The 16,123-nt window shown below is 74.3% G+C and carries 5 protein-coding genes; all 5 read right to left on the bottom strand.

What is annotated here, in order from left to right:
* Window positions 1-61: 61 nt before the first annotated feature.
* From AWQ68_RS39005 to AWQ68_RS39025, 5 genes are read right to left on the bottom strand one after another with little or no spacing between them, the layout of a single operon-like run.
* Entirely contained in the window at window positions 62-3,742 is a 3,681-nt protein-coding gene (locus AWQ68_RS39005) for a non-ribosomal peptide synthetase (RefSeq protein WP_066951386.1), read from the bottom strand.
* Window positions 3,739-9,282, bottom strand: coding sequence for a non-ribosomal peptide synthetase (locus tag AWQ68_RS39010; protein WP_066951388.1), 5,544 nt, complete (start codon window positions 9,280-9,282; stop codon window positions 3,739-3,741). The genes AWQ68_RS39005 and AWQ68_RS39010 overlap by 4 nt, the downstream gene beginning before the upstream one ends.
* Window positions 9,283-9,326: 44 nt before the next feature.
* Window positions 9,327-10,283, bottom strand: a complete 957-nt coding sequence (locus tag AWQ68_RS39015) for an LLM class flavin-dependent oxidoreductase (protein ID WP_066951391.1) — start codon at window positions 10,281-10,283, stop codon at window positions 9,327-9,329.
* Between the two features lie 2 nt (window positions 10,284-10,285).
* Window positions 10,286-10,489: an MbtH family protein gene (locus tag AWQ68_RS39020; protein WP_084464898.1), complete on the bottom strand. Its 204-nt coding sequence runs from the start codon at window positions 10,487-10,489 to the stop codon at window positions 10,286-10,288.
* Between the two features lie 54 nt (window positions 10,490-10,543).
* Window positions 10,544-16,003 carry a type I polyketide synthase gene (locus tag AWQ68_RS39025; protein WP_066951394.1) on the bottom strand — a complete coding sequence of 1,820 codons (5,460 nt, stop codon included), beginning with the start codon at window positions 16,001-16,003 and terminating at the stop codon, window positions 10,544-10,546.
* Window positions 16,004-16,123: the final 120 nt, after the last annotated feature.

Below are 16,123 nucleotides of genomic sequence, written 5' to 3' on the forward strand. Positions count from 1 at the left end.
CGCCATTGAGACGGGGACGACCCGTGCCCGCTCATCGGGCGTCCTGTTCTGCGGCACCAGCTCAGTCATGCGACGTGATCCCCAATCCGCGCAGGAGCTCGGTCAGCTCGCCGCCATCGCCGACCACGTCCGTCAGAACCCGCGCGGCGTGCGAGGGCGTGGCCGCGGTGAGCCGGGGGCCGGCAACCGTACCGGCGCCGGACGTGCGAGCCCGATCGACGGCCGCCGCCACGTCGGCGAGGCGGGGGTGCTCGAAGATGAGCCGCACCCCGGCGGCCACCCCGAACATTCGCCGCATCCGGGCGGCGACCCTGGCCGCGAGCAGCGAGTGGCCGCCGAGCTGGAAGAAGTCGTCGTCGGCGCCGACCCGGTCCACCCCGAGCACCTCACGCCAGATCTCGGCTACGGCGTGCTGGGTCTCGCCCGACAGTTCAGCGGGCGACCGATCGCCCTCCGGCTCCGGGTCCGGCAACGCGCGCAGATCCACCTTGCCGGACTCGGTTTTCGGCAGAGCCGCCAGGAACACGTACGCCGCGGGCACCAGGTGGCCGGGCAGCACCCGAGCGGCGTGCGCCCGCAGGTCCCGTGCCAGTCCAATCGTGCTCCGTCGCTCGGCGGATGACACGGGGACGGGCACGACATAGGCCACCAGGCGCTCGTCGCGTACGGTCACCGCCGCCTCGCGCACGACCGGATGGGTGCGGAGCGCGGCCTCGGTCTCCCCCGGCTCGATCCGGTATCCGCGAAGGCTGATCTGCCGGTCCACGCGGCCGATGAATTCGAGCGCGCCGTCGGCGGAGCGGCGGCCGAGGTCACCGGTCCGATAGAGCCTGCGGCCGTCGGCGTACGGGTGGGGCACGAACCGTTCGGCCGTACGGCCCGGATCGCGGACGTACCCGCGGGCGAGCCCGGCGCCGCCGATGTGGATCTCGCCGGGAACACCGTCGGGGACGGGCTCCAACTCGCCGTCCAGGAGGTGGATCTCGGTGCCGGGGATCGGCCGCCCGATCGTGAGCCGTTCCCTGCCCGGGTCCACCGACAGGTCGGACGGCGTCGCCGCCGCCGAGTTCCGCACCGAAGCCGCAGACGGAGAGGGCGACGGGTCGAGCAGGGCGAGGGTCGAGACCATGCTCGCCTCGGTGACCCCGTAGACGTGCGCCAGCCGTACGGCGGGGGCGACCGAACGCCAGCGATCGACGTGCGCGGGATCGGCGGGCTCGCCACCGATCACGATGAGCCGCAGCGAATCGGGGACCCGGGCCCCGTCCTCGGCCACGGCGGAGCAGAGCACGTTCAGGAGCGAGGTCGGCAGGTGCGCGACGGTGACCCGGGCCCGGGCGACGGCCTCCAGGAACGCCTGCGGGCTGTCGAGCATGTCGTCGGAGCGCAGCACGAGCGTCGCGCCCGCGGCGAGGCAGGGGAAGATCTCCTCCGCGCTGAGATCGAAGCCCAGCGAGCCGAACTGAAGGACCCGGTCGTCCGGGGTCAGCCCGTACGCCGCGAGATCGGCGGCCACGTAAGTGGCGAGCCCGCGATGGGTGACCTCGACGCCCTTGGGCCGTCCGGTGGAGCCCGAGGTGAACATCACGTAGGCGAGGTCGTCCGGCTGGACCGTCACCGGCCCGATGGCGACGCCGGGGAAACCCGCCTCGATCGCCGTACCGGAGACCGCGCGGGCAGCCGGTACAGGTCCGGCTTCCATGACAGCCCCGGAGATAACGTCGGCGGCCACGACAAACCCGGCGGACCCGGCGGCCGCATCGCCGTCGATGACCTGCCGGACGTCGGCCGCCCTGTCCGTCCCCGTGCCGGACGCGCCGTACGCCAGGGGCTCGACGACGAGCGCACCGGGCAGGCGCGGGGCGTGCCGGGCCGAGGTGACGATCGCGATGGCGGCGGCCTGGTCGATGAGACGCGTGATCCGCGCGTCCGGGTGCTCCGGGTCTATCGGCAGGTAGGCGGCTCCGGCCCGAAGGACGCCGCAGATCGCCACGATCGCCTCATGGGAGCGGTCGCAGCAGACGGCCACCAGCGAACCCCGTCCCACCCCCTGCCGAGCGAGCCGGCCGGCGAGAGCGGCCGCCGCGCGGTCGAGCTCGCCGTACGTGATTCCACTCGCCGGTCCCGGGGAGGCGGTGGCGATCTCCTCCACTGCGACGGAGCCGGGTCGGCGGGCGGCCACCTCGGCGACGGCGACGGGCACCGGCCCCGCTGTGCTCGTCGGGCTCGCCGGGCTCGTCAGCCTCGTCGGGCTCGTCGTGGCGGAGGTCGCGCCGAGGGCCAGGATCCGCTCCCGCTCGGCTCGCCGGAGCAGCGGCAGCTCGCGGACCGGACGATCCGGCTCGGCCAGCGCCGCGTCGACCAGCGGCGGAAGGCAGCTCATGAGCGACACGACCGTGTGCTCGTCGAACAGCTCGGTGCTGTACTCGCAGACCATCCGGCCGCCCTCCGCCACGGTGAGGCTGAGGTCGAACAGGGCGACCCCGCGATCGGTCACCGTGAGCGGTACGGCGTCCACCCCGGGCAGGTCGAGCCGTCCGGACGCGCCGGGCTCGACGTCGAGCATGACCTGGAACAGCGGGTTGTGCCCGAGCGCGCGGTCGGGGTTGACGGCCTGGACGATGCGGTCGAAGGGCACGTTCGCGTGATCGTGCGCGGCGAGCACGGTCTCCCTCGCGTGCGCGAGCAACGCCCGGAACCCGTCGCCCGGCCGCACTCCGACACGCAACGGCAGCGTGTTGGCGAAGCACCCGATGAGAGCCTCAGTCTCCGGCCGGTCACGTCCGGCGTGCACGGTGCCGATGACGAGGTCGTCCGTGCCGGTGACGCGATTGAGCAGCAGCGCGAAGGCCGCGAGCGTCGCCATGTACGGCGTGGCCCTCTCCCGGCGGGCGAGGGCGGCGAGCCCCTCCGGAAGCGGGTCCAGCGTGAGCAGCGCGCCGTGATGGCCGGAGACGCGCGGGCGGCGGCGGTCGATGGGCAGCCCGAGCAGGCGCGGCGCCCCGGCCAGCGACTCCGTCCAGTACGCGACGTCTCGGTCGAGGTCGCCGCGCTCGACGAGGGAACGTTGCCACAGCGCGTGGTCGGCGTACTGCAGGGCCGGCGGCGCGAGCGGCTCGCCGCGATAGGCGGCGGAAACCTCCCCGAGCAGCACGCCGAGCGACCAGCCGTCGCAGACGGCGTGGTGCAGGGTGAGCAGCCAGACGTACCTGTCGGGTGCCGTACGGAGCAGTTCGGTACGCAGCAGCGGCCCGGCGGCCAGGTCGAAGCGTCGCCGGGCGTGCGCCGCGGCGCGGACCGGAACCTCGTGCGACGCGACGTCCACCACCGGCATCGGCACAGCGAGGGCGTCGGCGATCACCTGGTGCGGCCGGCCGCCGATGGCGCGCAGGGTCGTCCGCAACGACTCGTGCCGCGCGACGACGCGCTGGAAGGCGGCGCGGAACGCCGGGACGTCGAGCGGCCCGGCCAGCTCCAGGGCGAGATGCATGTTATGGCGAGCCGGACGGTCCACCCCCTGCCCGGCCGCGCCGCCGGAAACCCGGTCACGCGGCCCGAAGGCGCCCGCTCCACCCGAGGCTCGACCGGCTTCATGAGAGGCGGCCGCGGAAGCCGCCGCGCCGCGGGGCGTCCGCTCCGCGGCCCGCCCGGCCGGGTGGCCGCCCGCTTGTCCGGCTACCTGCTCGGCGAACCAGAACCGCTCCTGGGCGAAGGACGCGGGCACCGCGACCACGGAGGTCATCCCGCCACCTCCCCACGGACGCCGAGAACGTCGTCGTCGAACATGCCGGCGTCGACGAGATAGGCGCCCCTGTCCAGCGGGACGGGCGGCGCGACCGGCTCAGGGTCGCCCGGGGCCGAGCCCGGACCACCGGCCAGTGCCAGCGCGATCGAGGCCACGGTGGGGGCGGCGAGCAGGTCCCGCACCGAGACGTCGCGTCCCAGCCGTGCCCGCAGCCGGAGCGCGGCACGTGCGGCGAGCAGGCTGTGCCCGCCAAGGGCGAAGAAGTCGTCGAATATCCCCACCCGAGCCACGCCGAGCACCTCGCCGAGCACCGCGGCGACGGCCTCCTCCACCTCGTCACGGGGCGGGGCGTACGGAAGGTCGAGCGGCGCGGGCGCGGCCTCGGCGAGCGCCCGCCGGTCGATCTTCCCCGCCGGGGTGCGGGGGAACTCCGGCACGACGGTGAACGAGGCCGGGATCATGTAGTCGGGCAGGCGCGGGGCCAGCCACTCCCTGAGCGCGTCGGGCGCCGGACATCCGCCGCTCGTGGCGGAGCCCAGGACCGATCCGGGACCGGCGGCCAGGCCCGTGAGTGCCGCCGAAGGGGCGTCGGTCGGACCCGGTGTGGCAGCCGACGCGGGAGCCGGCCCCACGAGACCGCCCGATCGGGAGTCGAGGGCCGGGGCGGAGAGGGGAGCCGGGGCGGCCAGCACGAAGGCGGCGAGGCTGTCGGGCCTGCCGGACTCGCCGCGCCGGGCGACGACCACCGCGTCCCGCACGCCGGGACACCCGCGCAGCGCGGATTCGACCTCGCCCGGCTCCACCCGGAAGCCGCGGACCTTGACCTGCTGGTCGCGGCGGCCGAGGAACTCGATCGCGCCGTCCGCCCGCGTACGGCCGAGGTCGCCGGTCGCGTACATCCGCGATCCCGGCGGGCCGTCCGGATCCGGGACGAAGCGCTCCGCGGTACGGCCCGGCGCGCGGTGGTACCCCCGCGTGACGGTGGGGCCGGCGAGGGTGATCTCCCCCGCCATGCCGACGGGCGCGACGCGCGCCGCCGGGTCGAGGACGCGCGCCTCCACGCCCGGTAGTCCCGTCCCGACGGGCAGCCACGGGCCGCCGCCCACCCGCGGGTCCTCGCACAACGTGCTCCCGACGGTCGCCTCGGTCACGCCGTACACGTTGAGGACGCGTACGGCCGGTCCCGTCGCCCGCCGCAGGGCGCGATATTCGGCGTCGGTCCACGGCTCGCCGCCGACCGCGACGAGCCGCAGGAACTCCAGGCTCTCGCCAGTGGCCGCGCAGTGGTCGGCGAGCAGCCGCGCCACCGGCGGCAGCATCTCGACGTAGCGCACGTCGTTGTCCCGCAGCGCCCGATGGAGGGCCGCCGGGTCGAGGACGGTCTCCCGGTCGCAGATCACGAGCGTGCCGCCGCCGGCCAGGGCCCGCACGAGGTCCCCGGTGCACACGTCGAACGCGAACGCGGCGAGCTGGGCGTGCCCGCCGGGGCGGAGCCGGTACGCCTCCTCCCACGCCCGGTATTCGGCCGCCAGTCCGGCGTGGGTGGCGACCACCAGCTTCGGCTCGCCCGTCGAACCCGAGGTCGTGATCATGTACGCGGCGTTGCCGGCAAGCGCGGTCGGCGGCGGATCGCCCCGGTCCGGCCCCGACAGCCCCTCCAGCGTGATGACGGGCACCCCGCCGGACGCGGCCGCGATCGAGGTCCGGTGCCGGTCCTTCGTGAGGAGCGCCACCGCTCCCGCGTCCGCGACGGTGCGGCTCAGCCGGTCGCGCGGGCCGGCCGGGTCCAGCGGCAGGTAGGCGGCGCCCGCCTTCAGCACGCCGAGCACGCACGCGGGCGTGTCCAGGTCGCGCTCCAGGCAGAGCCCGACGACGTCCTCCGGGCCGACGCCCATGTCACGCAGCGTGTGGGCGACCAGGTTCGCCCGCCGGTTCAGCTCGCCGTACGTCACGGAGCCGCCCCCCGCGAGCCGTACCGCCTGCGCCCCGGGAGCCGCGGCGGCGTGCCGCTCGAACAGGACGTGTACCGGCAGCGCCTCGGACGGCCGCGGCCGGGGGTGGGGCCGGTCGGTTCGGCCGACGGGCAGTTCACGCACGCTCGTGCCGGCGTCGGCCAGCGCGGCGTCGAGCAGCGCCTCGTACTGGCTCGCCATGCGGGCCACCGTGGCGGCGTCGAACAGGTCCGCGCGGTACTCCCAGATGAGCGTGATCCGCCGGTCGCGGCGCTCCTCGGGAAGGCCCGTCTGGCGCTCCGCGCGCGGCACGGCGAGCACCGACAGGTCCACCTTGGCCGTGCGGTTCTGGAACTCCAGGTAGCCGCCGCGTACGTCGCCGAGGTCGATCGGCCCGAGCGGCGCGTCGTCCATGTTGAACATGGCCGAGAACAGCGGGTTCCGGCCCGGCGTACGCGCGGGCGCGAGCGCCTCCACCACCCGGACGAACGGGAGCTCCTGGTTGGCCTGGGCCTCCAGCGCGACGGCGCCGGCCTGGGCGACCAGGTCGCGGAACGACGGCGCGCCACCCAGGTCGAAGCGCAGCGTCACCGGGTTGACGAACATGCCGAGGATGTTCTGGGTGCCGGGGACGCGCCGGTTGGCGAAGGCGGAGCCGACGCACAGGTCCCGCTGCCCGCCGATCCGGTGGAGCAGCGCCACGTACGCGGCGAGCAGCGTGGCGAACACGGTGACGCCGGTCGCGCGACTGTGCGAGCGGACGCGTTCGCACAGGTCGGCGGGGAGCTCGACCCGGTGCGCCGCGCCGGCGAACGCGGGGCCGGGCGGCCGTGGACGGTCGTAGGGCAGGTCGAGCCCGTCGTCCGCGCCGGTCAGCCGCTCGATCCAGTACGTCCGCCGGCCGTCCAGCGCGTCCGCCACCCGGCGCTGCCAGTGCGCGAAGTCCCCGTACTGCGCCTCCTGCGGAGGAAGCGGGCCGTCCCCGCGATAGAGGGCCGTGAGTTCCCGGACCAGCAGCGCGAACGACCAGCCGTCGTGGACCAGGTGGTGCTCGACCAGCACCAGTTCGTGCAGGTCGGGGGCGAGCCGGAACAGGGTCCAGCGGACAAGCGGTGGCCGCGACACGTCGAAGGGAGTGCGGGCCTCGGCCAGCACGAGGCGTTCGAGGTCGTCGTCCTCGCCCACGTCCACCACCGGGATCCGTACGGGACCGGGCGGGTGGACGCGCTGGACGGGCGAGCCGTCGGCCCCGGTCACGATCGTGGTCCGCAGCGCCTCGTGCCGTTCGACCAGCCGGGTGACCGCCTCTTCCAGGCGGGCGTGGTCGAGCGGTCCGGCCAGCCTGAACGTGGTCGGCGCGTTGTAGGCGACGTTGCCCGGCTCAAGCTGTTCGAGGAACCAGATCTGCTCCTGCATGAGCGACAGCGGGACGTCCCGGGGCCCCCGATCGCCGGACGGTGTGACCGGCGGCAGCGCCGCCCGCGTACCCACGAAGGTGTCGGGTTCGATGAGGGTGTCGGCGTGGGCGAGGGCACAGGTTTCGATGATCGCGGCCAGCCCGGCCACCGTGGGCGCGGTGAACACGTCCTGAAGGTCCAGCTCGACGCCGGTCGCCTCGCGGAGCGCGGCGATCACCCGGATCGCGCCGATCGAGGTGCCGCCGAGCGCGAAGAAGTCGTCGTCCACGCCGATCCGGGACACGCCGAGGACACGCCGCCAGATGTCGGAGAGCTCCCGTTCGAGCCGCGTGCGCGGCGCGGCGTTCGTGGACGCCTCCAGCGCCGCGCTGCCGGTGAACGCCCCAAGCCGCGCGGCACCCGGGAACGCCTCCAGCGGCACGGTGCCCCTGGACGGCTCCGGCGGCGCGTCAGTTGTGGCGGCCTCCAGCGGGGCGTGCGCCAGCGCCGAGACGTCGATCTTCCCCGCGGCCGTGAGCGGCAGCCGCGCGTGCGCGTGCCACTCCACCGGGACCATCCAGCGCGGCAGCCGCTCGGACGCCCAAGCCCGCAGCTCCGCCACCGTGATGGGAAGCGCGGCCTCGGCGGGGACGATATGGGAGGCGAGCCGGCCCGCTCCCGCCACCACCCGGCAGTGCCGTACGCCGGGGTGGGCCGCCAGGACCGCCTCGATCTCGCCGGGCTCGACCCGGTGCCCGTGGATCTTGACCTGTTCGTCGGCGCGGCCGAGGAACTCCAGCCCGTACGGCCTGCGCCGCCGCACCAGGTCCCCGGACCGGTACATGCGGCTGCCGGGCGGGCCGTAGGGGTCGGGCACGAAACGCTCGGCGGTCAGGCCGGGACGGCCCAGATAGCCGCGCGCGAGGACGTCGCCGCCGATGTAGAGCTCTCCCCGCGCGTCGCCGCGCGCCCGGCGCAACTCGCCGTCCAGCACCTCGAGCCGCCGTAGGCCGACGCGCCGGCCGATCGGCACCCGATCGCCGTCGTCGGGCGTCACGCGGTGGACCGAGGCGGTCACCACGGCCTCGGTCGGCCCGTACGCGTTGAGCAGCACCGGCACGCCCCCGCCGACGCCGCCGTCAGAAACGGTGCCGCCGTCGGATGCGGTGCCGTTGTCGGGTGCGGTGCCGTTGTCGGGTGCGGTGCCGTTGTCGGGTGCGGTGTGCCGATGCCAGCGGCGGGCGGCCTGGGAAGGAAGCTGCTCACCCCCCACCAGGAGCAGCCGCAGGCCCGCGAGACCGGCGATGTCGGTCCGGCGATCCGCGGGGCCTGCCGACTCGGCCATCAGCTCGGCGAACAGGGCGGCGGGCAGGTCGGCGACCGTCGCGCCGCTCTCGGCGAGCGCCCGGCGCACCTCGCCGGTGCCCCACGGACGCGGCCCGCGCATGACCACGGTCGCACCACGCGACAGCGCCGTGAACATCTGCTCGACCCACACGTCCACCGACTCACCGGCGACCTGCAGCACCACGTCGCGCGAGGTCAGCCGCAGCCGGGCGGCCATGGCGCGGATGTGGGCCGCCGCCGCCCCGTGCGGCACGACCACGCCCTTCGGCGTCCCTGTGGATCCGGAGGTGGAGATCACGTACGCCGCCGAGAGCGGATCGACGAAGCCGCCCCCGCCGACTCGCGGAATGCGGCCCGGCCCCGCGCTCTCGTCGACGCGTACGACCGGGTGTCCCTCGAACCGGTCCGCGGTCTCCGCGGTGGCGACCACCGCCCGGACGCCCGCGTCCGCGATGATCCCGAGCGCGCGCCGGACCGGGAGGTCGGCGGCGACCGGCAGGAAGGCAGCGCCCGCCTGGAGGACGCCGAGCACCGCCGCGGGCAGCAGCACGCCGCGCGGCACGCACACCGCGACCACGTCCTCGGGTCCCACGCCCGCCGCGCCCAGCCGTACGGCGAGGCCGGACGCGAGGACGGCGAGCCGCCCGTACGTCAGCCGCTCCCCGTCACAGACGACCGCCGTTGCGTGGGGCCGACGCCGGGCCGCGGCCAGGACCGGACCGTGCAGCGTGTCCCTGGCCGGGAAGGCCGTACCCGGAGACGGAACGGCGGACGGCGTGACGGCCGAATTGAGCGCTTCCGCAGGAACCCCTTCCGGGTGAGGCGTCGCAGGACGAGCCATGTGGGAACACTGGGCGGGGCCGGGGGGCGGCGTCGGGGCGGGGGTCATCGGGACATCAGCGCCTCTACGGTGCGGACGAACAAGGCGCGCTCGCTGTGGGCCGAGACCATGGGGGTGACCACGACCTGGGTGACCCCCGCGGCGCGGTAGCGGTCCGCCATGGCGGCGATGTCCTCCTCGCCGCCGATCACGGCGATGCCGTCGAGCATGGCGTCGCTGACGACGCCGCGCGTCAGCTCCTCGCCGAAGCCGCTCAGCTCGTACATCCGCCGATAGGTGGGCACCCGCGCGTACGCGGCGAGGTAGCGGCGCAGGTGCTCGCGGTCGCCCGCGAGGTCGTCGGCGACCGCGCCCGGCACCATCGCGAGGACGGGGAACCCGTCGAGGGAGCGGCCGGACTTCCGCAGGCCGCGCAGCAGCGCGGGCATGACGACGTCGCGGACGTAGTCGGCGGTGCACATCCACAGCACGAGGCCGTCGGCCAGCTCGCCGGCGAGCTCGGCGAGCGCGGGGCCGAACGCGCCGACATAGACCGGCATGGCCGCGCGCCGCGGCGAGACGTACACCGCGTGCGCCTTGAACCACGCGCCGTCGAGGTGGACCTCGCCGTCGCGGACCAGCGAGGTGATGACCGTGAGGTACTCCCGCATCGCGTCCACCGGCGGGCCCATGGGCACGCCGAGCATCCATTCGGCGGTGACCCGGTGGCCGGTGCCGACGCCGAGCGCGAAGCGCCCGCCGGAGAGCTCGTCGATGGTCATGGCGGTCTGGGCCATGGTGACCGGAGGCCGGGTGTAGAAGGGCAGCACGCCGGCGCCGAGCGTGACGCGGTCGGTGACGCGGGCCATCGCGGCGAGCACGGCCGCGCTGTCCCGCAGGCTGGGAAGCTGCACCAGCCAGACCTCGTCCACGCCGATCTTCTCGGCGATCCTGGCGCGTTCGAGCATCTCGGTCGCGCTCAGGTCCTGCCCGTGGATCACCACTCCGGTCGTCGGCGGCACGGTCAGCCGCCCATCCGCTCGCGCAGGCTCTTGGGACGCATGTCGGTCCAGACCTCTTCGATGTACGCGAGGCAGTCGGCCTTCTTGCCGGTCTTGCCGACCTCGTTCCACCCGGCGGGTACGGCGCGGCGGGTGGGCCAGATGGAGTACTGCTCCTCGTGGTTCATCACGACCGTGTACTCGCGGTCGTCGTCGTCTTCGAACACGTTGTCTCCTTCAGTCCGGGCGGTTCGGGGCGGTTCAGGGGCGCTCCAGAGGAGCTACTCCAGGGCCGAGAGCAGCTCGGCCGCCTCCTCGTCGGACATCGCGGCGATCCGCTCGGCGAGCGTGTTCTCGATGTCCTGGGCGAGGTTGCGGATGGTCCGGCACTCGAAGAGCACCGCCACCGCGAGCTCGGCCCGGAAGTGCTCCCTGATCCGGGCGACGAGCTGGACCGCGATGAGGGAGTTGCCTCCGAGGTCGAAGAAGTCGTCGTCGACGCCGACGCGGTCGACGCCGAGCGAGTCCTGCCAGAAGCCGGCGAGCGCCCGCTGCGCGGGGGTGCCGGGCTCGACGTAGGGGGTGGCGAGGGTTCGCGGGGCGGCCGCGGCGGCGCGCTGCGGGGCCTGGGTCATCTGCTCGCGCAGCGCGTCGCGGGTGACGCCCGCGGCCCGGCGCAGCCGCTCCCCCAGCCCGTCGGGGCACATGATGAGCTGCGGGAAGACGCCGCTGCCGAGGATCTGCCAGAGCGCGGCCGAGCCCTCGTCCGGCTGGATGCCGAACTCCAGCTCGCCCTCGCGCAGCAGCATCAGCTCCAGTTCGGCGGCGGCGGACGGCGCCTCGGCGATCGCCGGGGGCGCGGCGGGCACGACCGTGTCCGGCCGGTCCGGGGTGTCGTAGGCGAGCAGCGTGAAGCCCTCGATGGCGACGAGCTCGTTGCCGTCCTCGTCCATGATCGTGATGTCGCTGCGGGTGATGTCGCCCATGGTGTCGTCGCGGTGCCGGATGTGGCTGTAGATCCGGGCGGGCAGCGGGGCGCGCACCACGATCCGGTCGTACCCGAAGGGGAGGAAGCGCGCGTCGGCCGCGATGCTCTGGCCGAGGGCGTTGGCGCTGTCGAGCAGCGAGGGGTGCAGCCAGTACCGGCCGAGGTCGTCGAGGAAGGCGTCGGGGTGCTCCACGAGGACCAGCTCCGCGTCCTCGCCGCGCCGACGTTCCCGGATGTTCTTCCAGTGCGCGCCCACCGTGAGCGTCCCGATCCGCGGGTCGTACCCGGGGGTGTCCTGCATGTCGCAGACCGCGCGCAGCGTCGCGAGGTCGTGGACCGGCGCCGGCTCGTCGGGCGCCCGCCGGACCTTGGCCCTGGTGTACTCGTTGATGGGCTCGCCCGAGCCGTCTTCGGCGTCCATGATCGACACCTGGTAGCCGCCCTCGCCGTCCGGCCGGTAGACCACCCGGATGTTGCGGGTGCGCTCGAAGGTCAGCGGCCGCATGAAGACCAGGTCGCGTATCTCCGCCCGCGGTTCCCCCGTGGCCAGCTCGAAGCCCGCCCTGACGGTCTCGGCCAGGCTGGTCCCGGGCATGGTGGGCTTGCCGTCGATGCGGTGCTCGTTGGCCTCCCAGTCGGCCTCCGACAGGTGCTTCACGAAGACGACATCGTCGGAGTAGAGCTGGTAGAGGCGGCTGTCGAGCAGCGGGTGGTCCACCGGCTCGTACCGGTCGCCGCGTTCGAAGTCGGTGAGCACCGCCGGCGCGTACGTGTCGTGCGCCATGCCCACGTCGAACCAGATCGGCCAGTTGATCGACAGCACGCGGGTGCGGCCGCCGGCCTTGGCGTGGGCGTAGGCGTCCATGACGGCGTTGGCCGCGCAGTAGTCGCCCAGGCCGAAGTCTCCGGACACGACGGCGATGGAGGAGTACAGCACGAGCAGGTCCAGCTCGTCGCCGAAGACCTCCTCCAGCGCGTACAGGCCGCCGACCTTGGGAGCGAAGACGGCGGCCGCCGCCTCGGGCGACCGGGTCTCCAGCATGCCGCCGCCGGACACGCCGGCCGCGTGGAAGACACCCTCGACCGGCCCGAACGTCTCCTCCGCGAGACGGCGCACCTCGCGCATCGCGGCCACGTCGGCGACGTCGGCCGAGACGGCGAGCACGTTCTCGCCCAGCTCCCTGACCTTGCGGATCTTCCGCGCCACCGGGTCCTCGTCCCCGTGCGCGGCCAGGTAGTCGTCCCAGCGGTCCCGCTCGGGCAGCTCGGTCCGGCCGACCAGGACCAGCCGGGCGTCCACCCGCTCGGCCAGGTCCCGGGCGAGCACCATGCCGAGGCCGCCGAGCCCGCCGGTGACCAGGTAGACGCCGCCCTCGCGCAGCGCCGGCTCCGCCGCCGGGCGGTCCAGATCGACCTGCTCGTAACCCCAGACCCAGCGCTTGCGGCCCCGGTAGGCCACCAGCTCGTCCCGGCCCGCCGCGGTGATCTCCGCGGCGAGCCGCGCCGCGTCGGCCTCCGGGTCTCCCGTCCCGCTGAAGTCGACGGCGCGGCAGGCGACGCCGGTGAGCTCCTTGGGCACCAGCCTGATCAGCCCGAGCAGGGCGGACTTGGCGGGGACCACGGGGTCGCCGCCGGAGACGTCGTGCATGTCGGTGGAGACCACGACGAGGTCGGCCTCGGGCGCGTCGCCGCGGCGGGCGAGCGCCTGCACCACGTTGAGCAGGCTGTAGAAGCCGAGGTCGAGCCAGCCGCCCGGGCCGGCGGCCGCCCCCTCCCCGGCCGCCGACAAACCGTGGATGATCGTGAGCCGGCCCTCGCCGGCCTCCATCGCGCGGTCCAGGACCTTCCCGTAGTCGGCCACTTCACGGAGCCGTACGGTGAACGTCTCCCCGGCCTGGAAGCTCTCGCCGGGGACGGCGGCCACCACCGGCAGCCCCTCGGCCCTGCGCCGCCGGACCAGCTCCTCGACGACGCCGTGCCCGGGGCCGAACACCACCCAGGTGGACGTGTCGGCCGGCGCGGGCGGCCGGGCGGCGGTCTCCCGCCAGACCGGCACGTAGTACGGCCCGGTGTCCTCTCCTCCGACGACCGTCGCGCGCTCGGGCTCGGGGTCGGGCTCGGCCCAGCAGCGCTGGCGCTCGTACGGGTAGGTGGGCAGCGGAACCCGGGAGCGGGGCTCGTCCCGCCAGAACGCCTCCCAGTCCACCCGGCCGGCGGCCTGCCAGACCTGCCCGACCGCGGTGAGCAGCGCCTCCGTGTCCGCCTGCCGCCGCTGCGGATGGCGCATCGTCGGTACGGCGAGGCCGGCCTGATCGGCGTCGAGCTGGCGCCGGGCCAGGGTGGTCAGCGTCTGGCCGGGGCCGACCTCGACCAGCACCCGGCGGCGTCCCTCGGCCAGCACCTTGACCGCGTCGCCGAACCGCACGCAGCGGCGCAGGTGCTCGCTCCAGTACGCCGGGTCGACGGCCTGCTCGGCCGTGATCCACGTGCCGGTGACGTTCGAGACGTACGGCAGTGCGGGCGGGCGCGGCGCGACGGCCGCCACCTTCGCGGCGAACTCGTCGAGTATCAGGTCCATCATCGCGGAGTGGAAGGCGTGCGAGGTGTGCAGCGGCCGTCCCTCCACGCCCTGCAGCGACAGCACCTCGCGCAGCTCGGCCACCCGCTCGGCCGGGCCGGACACCACGCACTGGTCGGGGGCGTTGACGGCGGCCAGGTCCACGCCCGGCCCCAGCAGCGGGACGAGCAGTTCCTCCGACAGCGGCACGCTGAGCATGTCGCCCCGGGGCAGCCCCTGCATGAGGGCGCCGCGCGCGGCGACGAGGGACAGCGCCTCGTCGCGGGTGAACACCCCGGCCAGGCAGGCGGCCACGTACTCGCCGACGCTGTGCCCGGCCATCGCCGCCGGTTCGAGGCCACGCGAGCGGAGCAGCGCGGCCAGGGCGTACTCGACGGCGAAGACGGCGGGCTGGGTGACCGAGGTCTCGGCCAGCCGCGGCTCGTCCCGGGCGAACAGCAGCTCCCGCAGGTCCCACCCGGTCAGGGGGGCGAGCACCTCGGCGCAGGCGTCGATCTCGGCCCGGAACACCGGCTCGGCCTCGTAGAGGTCCCGGCCCATGCCCGGGTGCTGGGCGCCCTGGCCGGGGAACATGAACACGATCTCGCGCTCGGAGCCCCGGGGCGGCGCGATGGCGGGATGCGCGGCCGGGACGCCGGCGGCCAGCCGTTCGGCGGCCTGTGCCGCGTCCTCCGCCACGACGAACCCGCGACTGGCGCGCGCGGTGCGGCCGACGCTCAACGTGTACGCAGAGTCGGCCAGATCGGCGGGCCGCTCCTCCAGGTGCGCGCCGAGCGCGGCGCCGAGCCGCTCCAGCGCGGTCGGCGTGCGCGCGGTCAGCGGGATGAGCTGGTACGGCCTGCTGGAGGACGCGGGGGCCTCCCGCCGCGCCTCCTCGACGATCATGTGCGCGTTCGTGCCGCCGACTCCGAAGGAGCTGACGCCGGCGAGCAGCGGGTGGCCGTTGACCTTCCACGGGGTCAGCTCGGTGTTCACGTAGAACGGCGAGGAGTCGAAGTTGATGCTCGGGTTGGGCTCGTCGAAGTTGAGGCTGGCCGGGAGCATCCGGTGGGTGAGGCACAGCACGGTCTTGATCAACCCGGTGATGCCGGCCGCCGCGCCGAGGTGGCCGACGTTGGACTTCACGGACGCGATCGGGCAGTCGGCCACCCGGTCGGTGTGCGCCCGGAACGCCTCGGTCAGCGCCGTCACCTCGATCGGGTCGCCGACGAGCGTCCCGGTGCCGTGCGCCTCGACGTAGCCGATGTCGGCGGCGCTGACGCCCGCCCGGGCGAGGGCCTCGGTGATGACCGCGACCTGCCCCGGCACGCTCGGCGCGGAGAACGCCCCCTTGGTGGCGCCGTCGTTGTTGACGGCGGAGCCGCGGATGATCGCGTGGATGGTGTCCCGGTCGGCGATCGCGTCCTCCAGCCGCTTGAGCACGACCACGCCGGCGCCGCTGCCGAAGATGGTGCCTCTGGCCTTGGCGTCGAACACCCGGGCGTGCCCGTCGGGCGAGAAGATCCCGCCGTCCTCGTAGAAATAGCCCGAGATCCGAGGCAGCGGCTCGTCCACGCCGCCCGCGAGCGCGATCTCGCACTCCCCCGCCTGCAGCGCGCGGCAGGCGGTGTGCACCGCCACCAGCGAGGTGGAGCAGGCGCTCAGCGTGGTGAGCGCGGGCCCGCGCAGCCCGAGCCGGTACGCCGTCTGGGTCGCGACGTAGTCGCTGGTGTTGGACAGGTCGATGGCGAAGTGGCCCATGAGCCGGATCGCGTCGGCGTTGCGTATCGCGTTCAGCTCGCGGTAGCGGTTGATGCCGACGCCCCCGAAGACGCCGATCCGCGCCGGATAGCGGGCCGGGTCGTACCCGGCGTGCTGCAGCGCGGTGTCGGACACCTCCAGGAAGGCGCGGTGCTGGGGGTCGAGGATCTCCGCCTCGCGGGCCGACATCCCGAAGTACGCCGGCTCGAAGTACTCGGTGTCGGGCGCGATCGGTGCGGCGCGCACGTACGACGGGTGGGTCAGCAGCTCCTCGGGCGTACCCGCCGCGCGCAGCTCCTCCTCGCTGAAGAACGTGATCGACTCGACCCCGTTCACCAGGTTCTGCCAGAACTCCTGGATGTCGTGGGACCCGGGGAATCTCCCGGCCATTCCGACGATCGCCACCTGGCCGCTGGCCGCGCTCTCGGACATCATCGTTGCGCTCCTGAAGTGATCACCGGACTCGGCAAGCACCAGGCTGGGATACGACCGTGAGCCCGGCAAGGACGAAAGGGGCGGATGGCGACAAGTCGCCACGTACGTTGACGGGCCTCC

The organism is Microtetraspora fusca, from assembly GCF_001570365.1.
Lineage (GTDB): Bacteria > Actinomycetota > Actinomycetes > Streptosporangiales > Streptosporangiaceae > Microtetraspora > Microtetraspora fusca.